This window comes from Pseudomonas sp. Pseusp49 (assembly GCF_059491875.1).
In genome coordinates this window covers 3406827-3424330 of the sequence record NZ_CP168514.1, presented here as the reverse complement: position 1 = coordinate 3424330, position 17504 = coordinate 3406827, and the positions used below count along the sequence as shown (strand labels likewise).

At 60.1% G+C, this 17504-nt stretch carries 13 protein-coding genes and 1 pseudogene; 12 read left to right on the top strand and 2 right to left on the bottom strand.

From position 1 onward, the window contains the following. Positions 1–14: 14 nt before the first annotated feature. Together ACEN83_RS15360 and ACEN83_RS15355 are read left to right on the top strand one after the other, a co-directional pair. Positions 15–1601: a GMC family oxidoreductase gene (locus ACEN83_RS15360; protein ID WP_007974772.1), complete on the top strand. Its 1587-nt coding sequence runs from the start codon at positions 15–17 to the stop codon at positions 1599–1601. Positions 1602–2025: 424 nt separating this feature from the next. Beyond that, positions 2026–2934 (top strand): LysR substrate-binding domain-containing protein, encoded by a 909-nt coding sequence (locus tag ACEN83_RS15355; protein WP_116579487.1) that lies wholly within the window; start codon positions 2026–2028, stop codon positions 2932–2934. A gap of 433 nt (positions 2935–3367) precedes the next feature. On the opposite strand, the gene ACEN83_RS15350 is transcribed toward ACEN83_RS15355, so the two are convergent. After that, complete coding sequence (locus ACEN83_RS15350) at positions 3368–5068, bottom strand: BCCT family transporter (protein ID WP_495580827.1); 1701 nt, start codon at positions 5066–5068, stop codon at positions 3368–3370. A 405-nt stretch (positions 5069–5473) separates the two neighbouring features. Between ACEN83_RS15350 and ACEN83_RS15345 the strand changes: the two genes are divergently transcribed. The 7 genes and pseudogenes from ACEN83_RS15345 (at position 5474) to ACEN83_RS15315 (ending at position 12398) form a co-directional block, all read left to right on the top strand. Then, positions 5474–6664 (top strand): aromatic ring-hydroxylating oxygenase subunit alpha, encoded by a 1191-nt coding sequence (locus tag ACEN83_RS15345; protein ID WP_495580826.1) that lies wholly within the window; start codon positions 5474–5476, stop codon positions 6662–6664. Between the two features lie 10 nt (positions 6665–6674). Continuing rightward, positions 6675–8120: an aldehyde dehydrogenase family protein gene (locus ACEN83_RS15340; protein ID WP_495580825.1), complete on the top strand. Its 1446-nt coding sequence runs from the start codon at positions 6675–6677 to the stop codon at positions 8118–8120. Between the two features lie 12 nt (positions 8121–8132). Further along, positions 8133–8294: pseudogene (locus ACEN83_RS15335) on the top strand (rubredoxin); the annotation flags it as partial. After that, positions 8283–9518: an FAD-dependent oxidoreductase gene (locus ACEN83_RS15330; RefSeq protein ID WP_495580877.1), complete on the top strand. Its 1236-nt coding sequence runs from the start codon at positions 8283–8285 to the stop codon at positions 9516–9518. The pseudogene ACEN83_RS15335 and the gene ACEN83_RS15330, both read left to right, overlap by 12 nt. A gap of 10 nt (positions 9519–9528) precedes the next feature. Continuing rightward, positions 9529–10857, top strand: coding sequence for an NAD(P)/FAD-dependent oxidoreductase (locus ACEN83_RS15325; RefSeq protein WP_495580824.1), 1329 nt, complete (start codon positions 9529–9531; stop codon positions 10855–10857). After that, a complete protein-coding gene (locus tag ACEN83_RS15320) occupies positions 10854–11225 on the top strand; it encodes an ethanolamine utilization protein EutQ (protein WP_495580823.1) in 372 nt (123 codons plus the stop codon). The genes ACEN83_RS15325 and ACEN83_RS15320 overlap by 4 nt, the downstream gene beginning before the upstream one ends. Before the next feature lie 15 nt (positions 11226–11240). Continuing rightward, complete coding sequence (locus ACEN83_RS15315) at positions 11241–12398, top strand: MFS transporter (protein WP_495580822.1); 1158 nt, start codon at positions 11241–11243, stop codon at positions 12396–12398. Between the two features lie 195 nt (positions 12399–12593). Here ACEN83_RS15315 and ACEN83_RS15310 read toward each other — a convergent pair whose 3' ends face one another. After that, entirely contained in the window at positions 12594–13070 is a 477-nt protein-coding gene (locus ACEN83_RS15310; RefSeq protein ID WP_495580821.1) for a PA2171 family ribosome-binding persister protein, read from the bottom strand. A gap of 529 nt (positions 13071–13599) precedes the next feature. Here ACEN83_RS15310 and ACEN83_RS15305 point away from each other — a divergent pair. Genes ACEN83_RS15305 through ACEN83_RS15295 form a run of 3 tightly spaced genes read left to right on the top strand, consistent with a single transcriptional unit; the run spans position 13600 to position 17493 of the window. After that, positions 13600–14943, top strand: coding sequence for an MFS transporter (locus tag ACEN83_RS15305; RefSeq protein WP_495580820.1), 1344 nt, complete (start codon positions 13600–13602; stop codon positions 14941–14943). Between the two features lie 19 nt (positions 14944–14962). Next, positions 14963–16174, top strand: coding sequence for a benzoate/H(+) symporter BenE family transporter (locus ACEN83_RS15300; protein ID WP_495580819.1), 1212 nt, complete (start codon positions 14963–14965; stop codon positions 16172–16174). A gap of 50 nt (positions 16175–16224) precedes the next feature. Beyond that, positions 16225–17493 (top strand): OprD family porin, encoded by a 1269-nt coding sequence (locus ACEN83_RS15295; RefSeq protein WP_495580818.1) that lies wholly within the window; start codon positions 16225–16227, stop codon positions 17491–17493. Positions 17494–17504: the final 11 nt, after the last annotated feature.

The window sequence follows — 17504 nt, the reverse complement described above, 5'->3', positions numbered from 1 at the left end:
GATCTGAGGTCGTAATGGTGGATTTTATCGTAATCGGAGGCGGATCGACAGGTTGCACCGTGGCTTCGAGGCTGAGCGAAGACGCAACAGCATCCGTCGTCCTTTTCGAAGAGGGGCCTCGCGATCGCAACCCCTATATCCATATTCCCGGCGCCTACTACAAGACGGCGCAAGGCCCGCTGCTCAAACGCTATGCATGGGAGCCTACCGAAGATCAACGCCGGACCGAGACGCCGACGATGGTCCAGGCCAGCGTGCTGGGCGGCGGAAGTTCGGTCAATGCGATGATCTACATCCGCGGTGTTCCGGCCGACTACGATGGTTGGGCGGAGCAGGGCGCCACCGGCTGGTCCTACAATGATGTACTCCCATACTTCAAAAAGGCCGAAGACAACGAGCGCTTCTGCAATGAGGCCCACGGCGTTGGCGGGCCGCTGGGCGTTTCCGATCCGATCAATGTCCATCCATTGACCAAAGTATGGCTTCGCGCTTGCCAGCAGCACGGATTGCCGTACAACGAAGATTTCAATTCGGGCAAGCCCGAGGGGTGCGGGCTGTATCAAATCACCGCCAAAAACGGCTTTCGCAGCAGTGCCGCAGTGGCGTACCTGGCACCCGCCAAATCGCGCAAGAACCTGACGGTGAAGACGGGGTGTCGCGTCATCCGTATCTTGACGCAAGGCAGCAAAGCCATTGGTGTTGAATACATCGAGAAGGGCGTGCGCCATGTGATGCACGCCGACAAGGAAATCATTTTATCGTCCGGCGCCATCAACTCGCCGCGACTGTTGATGTTGTCCGGCATTGGTCCGGCCGCGCAGCTGGATAAACATGGCATCAAAGTCATCAAGGACTTGCCCGGTGTCGGCCAGAATCTTCAGGACCATATTGAAGTGTCGCTGGTGTATGAACTGACGGGCCCGCATAGCTACGACAAGTACAAGAAGCCGCTTTGGAAAATGATGGCCGGTTTGCAATACGCGTTGTTCAGACAAGGTCCGGCGGCGTCAAACCTGATCGAAGGCGGGGCCTTCTGGTGGGGTGACAAGGCGGCAACCCATCCCGATATCCAGTACTTCATGGTCGTGGGTGCAGGCATCGAGGAGGGCGTTGACTCTGTTCCCGGTGGCAATGGATGCACGCTGAACCTGGGGCAGATACGTCCACGCTCCAGAGGCTATGTCGAGCTCTATTCAGCCGACCCGATGTCACCTCCGCGGATCGTGCCTAACTATTTCTCCGACCCTTACGATATTGAAAGCCTGGTGGATGGTTGCCTGGTGGGTGAACAAATCATGTCCCAGGCCGCCTTCAAACCATTCATTGCCAGGCGGCATGTGCCGGACGTGGCGGTCCGGTCCCGTGAAGAGATGAAAAAATTCTGTCACGAACAAGCGCACGCCGCGCTGCACCCATCCGGCACTTGCCGCATGGGAGTGGATGAGCTTTCGGTAGTGGGCCCGGATCTCCGGGTGCATGGTATGGAAGGGTTGCGCGTTGCCGACGCATCGGTCATGCCAACGCTGATCTCGGGGAACCCTAACTCGGTGTGCATCATGATCGGCGAAAAGGCCGCGGACATGATCAAAAACGGGCACTAAACTGGCACTCCGCAAAGCGTGGCAGTCATGGGGCAACCATTGCTTGCTGTGCTTTGCGGGGGCGGGTCTAGCTGCCGAGTAACCACAGCAAGAACGAAACGCCCATCGCGAAAAGCAGAATCCCGCCGCAAATGCCTGCCTGGCGTTCGAGGGGGGATGCCTGTGCAGCACGAGGGGGCTCCAGCCAATCAACAGGGCGTACGCGAACTCTGGTCAACTGGGCTGTTGCATAAAACAAGCTGTGCATGGCATGTGCCCCTTGGGTCGTTTTTGCTCAATCGAAGGTACAAATCCCCCCCGACCTCTATGAAGCAAAAAAACACAGCGTAAATATAGCGGGCTACGCATAAAACCTGCGCCTGACCGCGTGCGAATCACTAGAATGGCGATTCGGTAAAAACAAGAATATGTGGGTGTAAACGCCTTGAAAATTCAGCCTCTTCCGCCCCTCAACAGCTTGATTGCCTTTGAGGCTGCAGCCCGCCACTTGAGTTTTACGTTCGCTGCCAAAGAGCTGAATGTCACGCAGGGCGCGATCAGTCGGCAGGTTCGATTGCTGGAGGATTATCTCGGCAAGACATTGTTCGAGAGAACAACCCGTACCATCAACCTCACGCCGACCGGTGCCCAGTACCACGAGACGGTTCGCGACTGTCTGCAGAGTCTGGCCCGGTCCACGGGGGAAATCCGGCAATGGCGCGGGGATCAGCAGGTGACCGTTGCCACCAGCACGGCCATGGCATCGCTCTGGCTTTTACCCAAGGTTGCCGAGTTTCAACGCCAGCATGAAGAGATCGATCTGCGGATCATTGCGATCGATCATGTGAAGGACTACGCCAAGCTCGATTGCGATCTGGCGATGTATTACTGCAGTGCCTCACCGAAAGGCCTGGACGTTACGCCGCTGTTCTCGGAAGAGATTTTCATGGTGTGCAGTCCGTCGTACCTGGCCAAGCATCCCCAACTGTCTTCGATTGAAGGGCTGGCCTCCTGCACCTGGCTATGGCTTGAGGACTCCCAGCGGGACTGGATCGGCTGGCCGGAATGGTTCAAACGCCTGGAGCGTGCTCCCGTTGCCCCGAAACACCGGATCAACATCAATAGCTACAGCATGCTGATCCAGTCGGCCATCAGCGGGCAGGGTGTGGCTCTGGCCTGGAACAATCTGGTCGACGAGCCGCTGAGCACGGGCGCGCTGGTTCGACCAAACGATCTGGTGCTGCAGACAAACGCCCAGTTTTGTTTGCTGGAACCACTCAGTACCCGTGGCCCACGACACAGCGTGAAGCTGTTTCGCGACTGGCTGATGGGACTCCCTTCCGTCCAGGGATAAGGCACGGTCCTGAAAAAAAAGGTTCATCACGGAATCCCGGGAAACTGTAGGAGCTGCCGGTCGACCTTCGATTGCTGGCGATGACGGCCTCATGGCTGGAGTATTTTGTTGGAGGTGTACATATCCATTGCTGCGGCGGCCTCTCGAGGGGCGTGCACCGCAACAGCACCGCGAGGCGGGCTAACGCTCGACCTCGTTGTTTGGTGGTGCACGCGTTCCCTTGTAGGAGCTGCCGAAGGCTGCGATCTTTTGATCTTGCTTTTGCGATCTGAAGATTACTGAAGATCAAGATCAAAAGATCGCAGCCTTCGGCAGCTCCTACAGTTTCCCGGGATTGCGTGAAGAACCAAAAAAAACGCCGTCAGCGGTTGGCTGGCGGCGTTTTTCATTCAGTAGTCTCTGTGACCTGTCTCCACAGGCCACAGCGCTGGTTTCAGCCGGCTTTTCTGGCGGTCAGCAAGGATTCCCCGGGACCGTCCGGCAAAGGGCCGCCACGTTGCGGGAACGCTTCCCGGGCGTGCTCCGGAATGGGCAGGCGAGCGGGAGGCAAGTGGGGCAGGTCGCCGAAGGGTTCCGCCCGCAGGCTGCGAATCAGTGTGTAGCTCATGACCATCATCAGGATTGCAATGGGCAGGCCTGCGGCGATACTCGCCATCTGAATGGCCTTGAGCCCTCCCGCCAGCAGCAGTCCCGCCGCGACACCACCTTCCAGCACACACCAGAGCAACCTGATCCAGTTGGGTGGATTGGTGCTTCCCATCGCATTCAGCGTACAGAGGACCTGGGTTCCTGCATCGGCCGTGGTCACGAAGTGCACGGCGAGCAGCAGGCAAACGAAGATGGAGAGCGCGCCACCGATCACGGGGCCGTCCAGTTTTCCGAGCAGGGTAAACATGGCCGCCGTGGGTTCCTTCTTGGTCGCCAGCAGAATCGTGCCGCCTTCGAAGGTGGCCTGTTCCTGCACCTGCTCGGTGCTTGTCGCTGCTTTCTGGAACTGCTGGCGTTCGGTTTGCTCGCTCTTGAGCGCGGCGCCACCGAAGACGGACATCCACAGGATGGTGACCAGGGTAGGCACCACCAAAGCACCGACGATGAGCTCGCGAATGGTCCGCCCCTTGGAAATCCGCGCGATGAACAGCCCCACGAATGGCCCCCAGGTCATCCACCATGGCCAATAGAAGGCGGTCCACCAGTTTTGCCATTGGGTGTCTTTCTGCGTGTCCATCCAGAGGCTCAATCCGACCAGGTTCTGCACATAGTCCCCGGTGGATTCGAACATGAGGTTAAGGATGTAACGGGTCGGCCCGATCACCAGGACAATCAGCATCAACAGGATCGACATGTACATGTTGAGTGTCGAAATCCGTTTCATTCCCTTGGACAGGCCTGCCAGGAGTGAGATGGAGGCGATGATCGTGACCACCAGGATGATCGAAAGCTGCAGGCCGATACTGACCGGCACGCCAAACACCTGGTGCAGGCCGGTGTTGATTTGTGCAACGCCCAGGCCGAGGGATTGGGACACGCCGAAGGCGGTAATCGCCACGCCCATGATATCCACGACATGCCCGATCCAGCCGTAGATCCGGTCACCAATCAGTGGGTAGAGCAGGGACCGAAGCGCCAGGGGCAGACCCTTGCGATAGGCGAAGTACGCCAGGCTCAGGCCGATCAAGGTGAAGATCGCCCATGGATGCAGGCCCCAGTGGAACAGGGTGATACGCATGGCCATGCTCGCGGCCTCATCCGTCAGCCCCTTGGAGAACGGGTTGTCGGCGTAGTGCAGCATGGGTTCGGCGACCGACCAGAAAATCAGGCCGATGCCCATGCCCGCACTGAACAGCATGGCGATCCAGGAACCAAAACTGAACTCCGGCTGGTCGTCGTGGGCGCCCAGTTTCAGGGTGCCGAACCGGCTGACGGAAATGTACAGCAGCAGGCACAGCACAGCGCTCAGCAGTGCCAGGTAGTACCACTTGAAGTTGGTCAGGATGAAGGTCGACGCGGTTTCAAACGCTTTGGCTGCCTGCTCGTTCATGAACGCACAGAACAGCACAAACAGGACCACGGTGGTGATCGAAGCCAGGGTTACATTCGGGTTGAGACCTTTGAGAAGGCCCGATTCTGCACGCATTTTTTTCCCCTTTTATTATTGTTCAAGGGTTGAGGGTTTCGCCGGGTGAGGGGAAGGGCGGTCATTGGCGGATGCCAACGGCCGGTCATCGACTCCTCAGGGTGATCTCGAGGCAGGCTCGGGATGTGGCAACAAAATGGTGGAGACAGGGGCCGCCGACAACTCATTTATCCTCATCAATATATGACTTTTGATCATTAATTCCGAGGCGCGTAAAACACTAAAAACCCCATCTTTTACTGAACCGTATCAGCAAAGCATGCCGAGCATATTGATGATCAATAATCATTAATGCGTGCAACAAAAATCGTTTGTCGAGGCTTCCTCTTCTTGCCGAAACTCGCCGTCATGCAGCAGGCCGGACCTGCCGTGCATTTCCTTTCGTGCCAGCAAGAGAAAACAATAATGACTTCCACGACCGCGACCCGCCTCATCCCGACACACACCCTTGAGACTGTCCTGGCTCCGATCCACGAGGCCCATGGCCTGACCAATGAGTTTTATACCGAGCAACGTTATTTCGACCTGGAGCGCGATCACGTGCTCGGTCGCAACTGGGCGTGTGTCGGTTTCGCCAGCGACCTGCCGGGCAACAGCTACGTCAAGCCGGTGGATTTCATGGGGTTGCCCCTGTTGCTGATGCGTAACCGCGAAGGCCTGGTCCAGGTGTTCCACAACGTGTGCAGTCACCGTGGCGTGAAGCTGGTGCAGCAGGCGGGTGAAGTGCAGGGCGTGATTCGCTGCCCCTACCACTCCTGGACCTACGATCTGAACGGTGGCCTCAAAGGCACGCCCCATGTCGGCGGCATCAATCAGCACAAGGACGAGCGCTTCGCCTGCGAGAAGCATGGCCTGAAAGCCTTGCGCAGTGCGATCTGGATGGACATGGTGTTCATCAACCTGTCGGCTGACGCGCCGGACCTGCAAGAGCAGCTCGCGCCGCTCACCGAACGCTGGACCCAATTCCTCGGCACTGACGGCATGGACCTGATGCGCCGCGAGCCCAACAGTGGTGCGGTCAGCATCGAGGTCAACTGCAACTGGAAACTGGCGGTGGAAAACTACTGCGAGGCTTACCACTTGCCATGGGTACACCCGAGCCTGAACAGCTATTCGCGCCTGGAAGATCACTACAACATCATCTTCGATCAGTTCGCCGGCCAGGGCAGCCATGCCTATAACCTGTCCGACGTCGCCGGCACTCACTTGCCCATGTTCCCGTCCTGGCCGCGGGATCGCCTGCGCACCGCAGAATACGTAGCGTTCTTCCCCAACGTCTTGCTGGGCATTCAGGCCGACCATGCTTTCGCCATGATGCTGGAGCCGATTGCCCCCGGAAAAACCGTCGAACACCTGCGTCTTTTCTACGTCGGCGACGAGGCCCTCGATGACCGTTTCGAAGCGGCGCGTGACGCTGTCATGCAGTCCTGGCGCGTGGTGTTTGCCGAGGACATCGCCTCCGTCGAAGGCATGCAGAAGGGCCGTCACTCTCCCGGCTATGGCGGTGGTGCATTCTCCCCGGAAATGGATTTGCCGACGCATTTCTTCCACCAGTGGGCGGCGCGTCAGCTGCTCGACTGCGCCGAGAGCGCGTGAGGAGATGAGCATGTATTCGATCCAACCGCACTGGCTGAACTTCATCGACGGCACCTGGACCGACAGTGAGCAGCACATTACCGTCAACAACCCCGGTACGGCGGAACCTGTCGCCACCATCGCCCAGGCTGGAGTGGCCGACGCAGAGCGCGCGCTGCAAGCGGCGCGACGCTGTGCCGACAGTGGTGAGCTGACCCGCGCGCGCCCTGCGCAACGGGTGACCTGGCTGCTGGAAATCGCCGCGCAAATTCGCGCAGTGACTGAAGAGGGCGCGTGGGTCCTGTGTCAGGAAAATGGAAAGAGCCTGCGCGATGCCCGTGACGAATTCGTCGAGGCGGCCCGCTACTTCGAGTATTACGCCGGCATGGCCGACAAGATCGAAGGCACATCCATTCCCCTGGGTAACGGCTACATGGACTTCACGGTCTACGACCCGATGGGCGTGTCGCTGCAGATCGTGCCGTGGAATTTTCCGGTGTCCATCTGCGCCCGTTCGCTGGCGCCGGCCCTGGCGGCCGGTAACGCTGTGGTGATCAAGTCGCCGGAGATTTCGCCACTGGGGCTGTGTGTGCTGTTGCAGGCCATCGAACGTGCGGGCTTGCCACGGGGGGCGGTCAATCTGATCTGTGGCCGCGGTCGGGAAGTGGGGGCCTACATGGCCGGGCATCGTGAGGTCGACCAGATTGTCTTCACCGGCTCTGTCGCCACGGGGCAGAGCATCCTGCGGGCCGCCGCCGAGCACGCGACTCCCAGCGTCATGGAACTGGGTGGCAAGTCTGCTGCGCTGGTGTTCCCCGATGCCGATCGCGAGCAACTGCTGGCCAGCGTGCGCAACGGCATCTTCTTCAATGCCGGTCAGGTGTGCTCGGCGATGTCGCGCCTGCTGGTGCATCGTTCGCTGTATGACGAGGTGGTCGCTGATGTGGTGGCAATGGCCGAGAGCCTGAGCATCGGCCTAGGCCAGGACAACCCGGACCTGACGCCGGTGATTTGCGCCAGTCAGCTTCAGGGCATCCAGGCCATCTGCCGGCGTGCCGAGGAGGAGGGGGCCGTGGTCGCCACCGGCGGTGAGGCGATCAGCGGGCTGCGGGGGCATTTCATGGCGCCGACGGTGTTCCGCGACGTCACCGCGCACATGGATATTGCCCAGACCGAAGTCTTCGGCCCGGTCCTGGCGGTCATTGCCTTCGATACCGAGGAGGAGGCCATTCGCATTGCCAATGGCACCGAATTCGGCCTGGTCGCCGGCGTGTTCACTCAAGACCTCAATCGCGCCTTGCGTTGCGCGCGGCGACTGTGTGCGGGTCAGGTGTTCATCAACGAGTGGTACGCCGGCGGCATCGAAACGCCCTTTGGCGGCGTAGGTCTCTCCGGTTTCGGTCGGGAGAAAGGCCAGGAAGCGCTCTACAGCTACGTCAGGACCAAGAACCTGGCCGTGCGCATCTCGGGCGAGTGAGGAGGCATCAGCATGAAAAAGTGGCTCTGCATTATCTGTGGCCTGATTTATGACGAAGCCCTGGGTTGGCCCGACGACGGCATCGCTGCCGGGACCCGCTGGGAAGATGTGCCGCAAGACTGGCTGTGCCCCGAGTGCAAGGTCGGCAAGTCCGATTTCGAGATGATCGAAATCAGCGAGCCGGTCAAGGTCGCGACCGTTGCCCCGGTTGTTGTGAAGCAGGCCGTGGCTGACGTTTCACCGGCCCAGCCAGTGGTCATCATCGGCAGCGGATATGCCGGTTACGGCCTGGCTCAGGCGCTGCGCAAAGCCAACCCGCAACTCGATGTCCGGGTACTGACCCAGGACTGTGGGCATCTCTATTCCAAGCCGGCGCTGTCCATCGCGCTGGCCCAGGGTCGCAGTGCCGCGGCGCTGGCGACGGAAAGTCCGATGGCGCTGGAACAGCGATTGGGCATCCGGATTCATAGCCACTGCCGGGTCGAGCGAATCGACGTTGTGGCGCGACGACTTCATACCAATCTGGGCGAGATGCAGTACGGCCAGCTGGTATTGGCCAGCGGGGCTTCGCCGCTGCGCCTGCCCATCCAAGGTTGTGCCGATGCATTGCTGAGCGTCAACAACCTGCAGGATTACCGGGCGTTCCGTGAGCGCCTCGACGGTGTGCGCAGCGTTGCGGTGCTGGGGGACGGATTGATTGGCTGTGAGTTCGCCAACGACCTGGCGAGCAGCGGCTATCAGGTTCGGGTCATCGGCCTGGGCAAATGGCCGATGGAGCGTCTGTTGCCGGAACCGGCGGGCCTGCAACTGCAACACGCGTTGTCCGGTCTGGGCGTGCAATGGCATTTGCGCACGACCTTGCAACGTATCGAGCAGGGCGCGAACGGCTATCGACTGGAACTGGCCGATGGTCAGCACTTCGATGCGGACCTGGTGGTGTCGGCAGTCGGCCTGAGGCCTAACGTGGAGCTGGCGCAAGCCGCGGGCCTTGAGTGCGGGCGAGGGATCAAGGTGGATGCGCACCTGCAGACTTCGCAAAGCGGCATCTATGCCTTGGGCGATTGCATCGAGGTGAATGGGCAACTGCTGCCTTACCTTGCGCCGATCAATGAGGGCATACGCGCCCTGGCCAGGACCTTGTCCGGACAGCCGACGCGAGTGACCTATCCACTCGCGCCGGTGACGGTGAAGACGCCGGCGGCCCCTTTGTGTTTGCTCCCGCCACCTATCGATTGTGCCGGGCAATGGCACTGCGACGCGACCGGGGACGGACTGAGCGCAACCTTCCGAGACAACGATGGCGCCTTGCGCGGCTTCGTCCTGCTCGGGCGGCAGGCCCAACAAAAACGCAATGCCTGGCTGCAGAACTGCCAGGACATCCCACAGCATGTGGCTTGAGAATTGACCCATGAACAGTATCGTTAACCTGCCCCATGATGACCACAGTTGTGGCTGGTACGCCGCACTGCCCGAACCGCGTCCGGCCAAGCGCCTGACCGGTGAACAAAAGGCCGATTACGTGGTGATCGGTGCCGGCTTCGCCGGTCTCGCCGCTGCACGCCGGTTGGCCGAGCACATGCCACAGTCGCGCATTCTCCTGGTCGATGCCCAGCGTGTCGGTTATGGGGCATCGGGGCGTAACTCCGGTTTCGTCATCGATCTGCCGCACAAGTTTGCCCTGGAACATCCGGACCCACAGCACAAGCAACGCCTGCTGGGCCTTAACCGCGCGGCCATCGATCAACTGCAAACCCTGATCGGTCGCCACGCCATCGATTGTCAGTGGTCCCATGCCGGCAAGTACCAAGGGGCGGTGGGTGAGCGTGGTCTTGCCTACCTCGACCATTTCGAGAAACTGCTGGCCGACCTGGGTGAGCCTTATCGCCAGGTGGAACGCCAGGAACTGGCCGGTGTACTCGGGACCGACTACTACAGCCGCGCGATCTTCACCCCCGGTTGCTACCTCATGCAGCCGGCGGCACTGGTGCGCGGCCTGGGCTCGTCACTGCCGCAGAACGTTGAAGTCCTCGAGGAATCGCCCATCCAGCGCCTGGAGAAGGACGCCGGCGGAAACTGGATCCTGGTCGGTAAAGAGGGTTTGATCCGCACGCCGAAGGTGCTGCTGGGTACCAGCATCTTCACCCAGGAGTTTGGTTACTTGCGTAATCGGCTGCTGCCGGTAATGACGTTTGCCAGTTGGACGCGCCCGCTCACCGACGCCGAGATGGCCTCTGTTGGCGTTCAGGCCGACTGGGGGCTGACACCGGCCGACCACGCCGGCACCACGGTGAGGATGACCCAGGATCGTCGTCTCATCATCCGCAATACCTACAAGCACGTGCCACGCTACGGGCGCAGCATCAATGATTCGATCCGCCAGAAAGTCCGCGAGGATCATTGCGCGGCTTTTCACGCCCGTTATCCGCAACTTGCCCATGTTCCCTTCACACACACCTGGGGCGGGGTCTATGCGATTTCGCGCAATTTCACCAACTTCTTCGGCAAGCTCGACGACGGCGTTTTCGCGACGGCTTGTGACAACGGAGTAGGGGCTGCGTGGGGCACCATATCCGGGACATTGCTGGCGGATAAAGTAGTGGGCGCCGACTCTCAGCGTCTGGATGACATCCAGTCCGTGACGGGCATGCCTTCACGCAATCCGCCAGAACCCTTCCTGGGGCTGGGCGTGCGTTCACGTATCCGCTGGGCGGCGTGGAACAGCAGGCGCGAACTATGACCCAGGCGCCTGCTGACAGAAAGCCGGTGATGCTGGTCGACCACCGGGACCTGGACTTTGTGCATCGCGGCGGCCCCCCGGGGGGCGCCAGCGTTGCCCGTGCCCTGAGCAATGAAGTGTCGCCTCATCTGGGGATTGGCTTTGCGCGGTGGGAGGGCGCCGAGGTCGCCTGGACGCTGCTTTATGACGAGGTCATTTTCGTCATTGAAGGCTGTTTCGAACTGAGAGCGAACGGTGAACTGTACCGGGTGGCGCCAGGGCAATTGCTGTGGATACCCGAAGGTACCGAGCTCGTCTATGGCGGACACGCCCTGTTTGGCTATGTCGTGCATCCCGGTGACTGGAAACAACGTCACGGCCTCGTCTGATCCGGAAAACTGAACATGTTGGCGCTCACCAAGGTTTTTGCAACGATATACGCTGCAGCTCTGCTGATGCAGTTGGGGTCCAGCCTGCTGATGACGTATCTGGCCTTGCGCCTGGACGCCGCCGGTGTCGCAGAGTTCTGGGGCGGTGCGCTCATGGCGGCCAATGCGCTGGGAATGGTGCTCGGAGGGCGGATCGGGTACTGGCTGATTGGCCGGATCTCGCATGTGCGGGCCTTCGTGGTCAGTGCGGGGGTGATTGTCACGGCGGTACTGAGCCACCAATTGAGCGACTCGCTGACGCTATGGCTGGCGTTGAGGTTCGTGGTCGGTGTAGCGATGATGTGCCAACTGATGGTCATCGAAAGCTGGCTCAACGACTGTGCGCCGGGTGATCGTCGTGGCGGCGCCATGTCGCTGTACATGGTGGCCAGCTACGTGGGGATGATGCTGGGACAACTGCTGCTGGGCCTGGGCAATGGGCTCGACACCCTGGTGTTGTCCGGTGTGGCCATCGCCTTTGCCATCGGCCTGGTGCCGATGGCCATGCACCGGGGTATGCAGCCCAGCCCGATCAACCAGGATCGGGTCAGCTTCATGCGCTATGTCCGTCGTCTGCCGCAGTCGTTGGGTACTGTCCTGGCGTCGGGATTGCTCAATGGCTGTTTCTATGGATTGACCCCGATCTTCGCGGCGCAATCGGGTTTCACCCCTGCACAGGTTGGCCAGTTCATGGCCCTGAGCATTGCGGCCGGACTGTTTGCGCAATTGCCGCTGGGCAAGCTGTCGGACCGTTTTTCCCGCGTAGGCCTGATTCGCCTGACCGCCGTTCTGCTGTGCGTCGCTTACCTGCCGTTGGCCTTTTTGCAGGCCCCGGGACAGGGCTGGGTCATGCTGGCAGGCGCCGTGATAGGTTTCCTGCAGTTCTGCCTGTACCCATTGGGCGTTGTTCATGCCAATGACAATCTGGAGCCCCAACTGCGTGTATCGGTGGCGGGGGTGTTATTGGTGACGTTCGGTATCGGCGCAACCATCGGGCCATTGGTGGCAGGCGCATTGATGGAGCACTTGGGACGGCAAGTCCTTTATCTGTTTGCCATTGCCGTGGCGGCGCTGGTTGCTTGCCTGGTCAGTGACAGGCAACGCGTTTCAGTGGCTGTCGTGCAAGTTCCGTGAAGGGGGAAGTGAACGGCGATTGTTTATAGAGGATCTCCTCTGTATCTGTGGCGAGGGAGCTTGCTCCCGCTGGGGCGCGAAGCGGCCCTAAAAATGGGACAGCTGCGCAGTCCAGCGGGAGCAAGCTCCCTCGCCACAGGTTGCTTATTGTCCGCTCCATCTTTTTGTAGACCGGACTTTGCGATCGTGCAGGCCTCAGGCTGCCATATGGGTTGCGGCCCATTCCTTCTTGCAACTGGCTTTCATCGCTTCCATTTGCTCTCCGAGGTCGTCGAGCCTGGATTTCCCCAACAGTTTTTTCGCCTGAGGAAACATTTCGGTTTCCTCTTCTTCAATGTGGTGCTCCAGCAGCTCTTTGACGACCTTCACCCGCCCGGCAAATTCCGGTGTGCCCGGATCAGTCTGCTTCAGATCCGGCAATACCAGCGAGTCGACGGTGCGATGCTCTTCCTTCGCTTCGAAGTACATGACGTCCTGCTCCTTGGTCCCTGCCTCCTTGAAGGCTGGATAGAGGATTTCTTCTTCCAGTTTGGTATGGATGGAAATCTCCATCTCCAGCTTATCCAGAAGGTCAGTGCGTTTCTTGATCGCTTTATCAGTCGACTCGCTCAATTGAGCAAGAATGGTTTTCACGGTTTGATGATCGGCTTTCAGAAGGTCAATCGCGTTCATGTTGGCTGCCTCGGCTAGCGTGGAATTGAGCCTCAACGGGGTGTGGCATTGAGGCGTCCCGGTAGCTATCGCATTTCCTGTGCCAAGCGCATCCGCCAGCCAATACGCCGGTAAACAAGGACTTGCGATCCGTGTTCATCATCTGGGGCGTGCAGTCTGCAAGAAAGGGCGATTTGAGCATTGCAGTTTCACATACGGACAGGTTCTTGCGGTGCGACGAATGTTCAATCGCTTGCAAAGTGTCATGCCTGTCACTGCCGCAACATCCGGCCCCGAAGACTGGCGCCAGTACATTGATCAGCAGATCAATGCGATATCACCCCCTGCACAAAACGGATAGCGATCTGCGCAAAGCGGATATTGGCACCCTCGCGCTCTCAATACCCTTGATTTGCATCCTGCGTAACAGTGCATTGCATGGCAGGCAACAATTCGGCCGCCATCGGTGGACCGTTGCCCGCGCCGCTCACAGCCGCACGCTGAAACGCCCAAACGAACAATAAAAAAATAACAACAAGAGACCGATGTCATGCGAAAAATCGATGTACACGAGGTTATCGACAACGCACGTTTCAACCGCTTTCACTGGATGGTTTTGTTCTGGTGCGCCCTGATCATCATCTTCGACGGCTACGACCTGGTGATCTACGGGGTGGTCTTGCCGACGCTGATGAAAGAGTGGGGATTGAGCCCGTTGGAAGCTGGGGCGCTGGGCAGCTATGCGCTGTTTGGCATGATGTTCGGTGCGCTGTTTTTCGGCCCGCTGTCGGACAAGATCGGGCGCAAGAAAACCATCACCCTTTGCGTGATGCTCTTCAGCGGCTTCACCGTGCTCAATGGCTTTGCCACCAGTCCCACTACGTTTGGCATCTGCCGGTTCATTGCCGGCCTGGGCATCGGCGGCGTGATGCCCAACGTGGTGGCGCTGATGAACGAGTACGCGCCAAAGAAAATTCGCAGCACCCTGGTCGCCATCATGTTCAGCGGCTATTCGGTGGGCGGGATGCTCTCGGCGGGCCTGGGGATTGTGCTTATTCCCAGCTTCGGTTGGCAGGCTGTGTTCTACGTGGCAGGGCTGCCGTTATTGCTGCTGCCGTTGATCATGTATTTCCTGCCGGAATCGGTGGGTTTCATGCTGCGTCAGGGCCGCAACGAAGAGGCGCGCAACGTACTGCAGCGGGTCGACGCACGCTACATCGCACAGCCCGGCGACATCCTGCACATGACTGAGGTGAAGGGTATCGGCACTCCTGTGCTGCAGCTGTTTCGCGAAGGCCGCGCCTTGCGCACCCTGATGCTTTGGTTGGCGTTTTTCTGCTGCTTATTGATGGTCTACGCCTTGAGCTCCTGGCTGCCGAAACTCATGGCCAACGCCGGTTATAGCCTCGGCTCAAGCTTGTCCTTCCTGCTGGTGTTGAACTTCGGCGCGATTTTCGGTGCGGTGGGTGGGGGCGTTTTGGGCGATAAGCTCAACCTTCCAAGGGTACTGGCGGTGTTCTTTGCCATTGCCGCGGTGTCGATCACCTTGCTCGGGTTCAAAAGTCCGACCCCTGTGTTGTACCTGCTGATCGCCATCGCTGGCGCCACCACCATCGGTTCGCAAATCCTGCTGTATGCCTGTGCTGCGCAGTTCTATTCCATGGCCATTCGGTCCACGGGGCTCGGCTGGGCGTCGGGGATTGGCCGCAACGGAGCCATTGTTGGCCCTCTGTTAGGCGGTGCGTTGCTGGGAATCAGTTTGCCGCTGCAACTCAACTTCATGGCGTTCGCCCTGCCGGGTGCGGTGGCAGCCCTCGCCATGACTCTGTATGCCATCAGCAGCGAGCGAAACGCCTCCAGCGTTGGCGAACCGCTGTCGGCGGCCAAGGCCTGAGTCCACAAGGAGCTGTTTGATGAACGTCTTGATGCGTGACTTTTCACTGTCCGCTGCAGTTGCAGGCTTTATTGCCACGGTGATCTCGTATGCGGGGCCCCTGGTGATCATTTTCCAGGCGGCGGACACTGCGCATCTGTCTCGCGAACTGCTGTCGTCCTGGGTCTGGGCGATCTCCATTGGCAGTGCGCTGCTGGGGATCGGCCTGAGCCTGCGTTACCGCGTGCCGATCATCATTGCCTGGTCGGCACCCGGCTCGGCCCTGTTGGTGGCGTTGCTGCCGGGCATTTCGATGAACGAGGCCGTCGGCGCTTATCTGCTGAGCAGTCTGATTATCTTTCTGGTCGGCCTCTCGGGCGCCTTCGACCGCATTATCGGCAAGCTGCCCGGCGCCATCGCAGCGGCAATGCTGGCGGGGATTCTGTTGCGTTTTGGCACTGGCCTGTTCGTGTCATTGCAAGGCAAGCCCGGGTTGGTGCTGGCAATGTTCACCACCTACCTGGTGTGCAAACGGCTGCTGCCGCGATACGCGGTGATGGCGGTACTGGTGGTGGGCTGTGCCATCGCCATGCTCACCGGCCAATTGCACCGCGAAGCCCTGGTGATCGGCCTGGCGACGCCGGTGTGGATCACCCCCCAGTTCAGCCTGGGTGCAAGCTTGAACGTTGCCTTGCCACTGGTGATGGTGGCGCTGACCGGTCAGTTCGTGCCGGGCATGGCCGTGTTGCGCGCCTCGGGTTACACCACACCGGCCAGTCCGATCATCGCCTGCAGCGCGCTGGGCACGGCACTGTTGGCGCCGTTTGGCTGCCACGGCCTCAACCTGGCGGCGATCACTGCCGCCATCTGCACGGGCCGCGAGGCCCACGAAGACCCGGGCAAACGCTATGTCGCCGGGGTGGTCGGCGGCCTCTGTTACCTGGTCCTGGGCATTTTCGGTGCGACCCTGGTGTCGTTGTTCGCGGCCTTTCCCAAAGAACTGATCGCCGCTCTCGCGGGGCTGGCCCTGTTCGCTGCAATTGCCGGCGCCCTGGCCAATGCCATGGCCGTGCCGAATGACCGTGAAGCGGCGCTGGTGACGTTCCTCACCACCGCCTCAGGCATGTCGCTGTTCGGATTGTCCGCCGCGTTCTGGGGGCTGATTTTCGGCATGGTCGCGCACTTGCTGTCGAGTACGCGGCGGCCACCCCTTGCAACCGCAACCAGCCGCTCCCGGGAGATGACGCGCTGACCCGTTTTCGCCACGCCTTACCTATTCATAACAACAATAAGAGCACACCGATGAAGTCAACCATTCATGCAACTCGTACGCTATTGTCCACGGCTGTTGCCTTGGGTTGTTCCAGCCAATTGATGGCCGCCGAGGGCGGTTTTATCGAGGATGCCAGCGCCACCTTGCAGGCACGCAATTACTACTTCAGCCGTGACTATTCGGACATTGTCGGCGCTAACCGGCAGTCGAAGGCCGAGGAGTGGGCCCAGGGCTTTATCCTCAACGCCAAGTCCGGTTACACCCCAGGGCCGATCGGTGTCGGCGTCGATGTCATCGGTCTGCTCGGACTCAAGCTCGACAGCAGCCCGGACCGGGTCAACACCGGCCTGTTGCCGGTGCACAGCGATGGCCGCGCTGCCGATGACTACAGCCGCCTGGAAGGCACGCTGAAGCTGCGTTACTCGAAAACCGAACTGCGCGTTGGCGAGCTGCAGCCCAACTTGCCGGTGCTGGTTTTCAGTGACATCCGCCTGCTGCCGCCCAGTTACCAGGGCGCGAGCATCAGCTCCGCTGAGATCAATGGCTTGACGCTGCAAGGCGGCCATCTGAGCTCCACCCACCTGCGTAACGAGGCCGGCGACGAGAAGATGCAAGCGATGCTCAGCTACGTGCCCCAGCGCCAGGCCAGCAGTGACGCGTTCAACTATGGTGGCGGCGATTACGTCTTCAACGACAAACGCACCAGCGTCAGTGCCTGGTACGGGCAACTGGAAGACATCTACCAGCAAGGCTTCCTGGGCCTGAAACACAGCCAGCCCCTTGGCAGTTGGACCCTGGGCGCCAACCTCGGCTATTTCGACGCGAAGGAGGATGGCAAGAAGCTGCTGGGCAATATCGACAACCAGGCGTTCTTCTCCCTGCTGTCGGCCAAGCACGGTGGCCATACCTTCTACGTCGGCTACCAGGGTATCTACGGTGAAAGCGCGTTCCCTCGGGTATTTGCCAACATCTCGCCGCTGGGCAACGAAGTGCCGACCTATGAATTCGCCTCCACCGACGAGCGTTCCTGGCAGGCGCGCTACGACTACGACTTCGCCGCCCTCGGCGTGCCGGGACTGACCAGCACCGTGCGCTACATCACCGGCAACAACGTCGACACCGGCAAGGGCTTCGAAGGCAAGGACCGCGAACGCGACCTGGACCTCGGTTACGTCGTGCAGAGCGGGACCTTCGCAGGGCTGGGTGTCCGGGTGCGCAATGCCATGGCGCGCTCCAATTACCGCAGCGATATCGATGAGAACCGGCTGATCCTGAGCTACACCTGGACGTTGCTGTGAGTGAGGCGAGT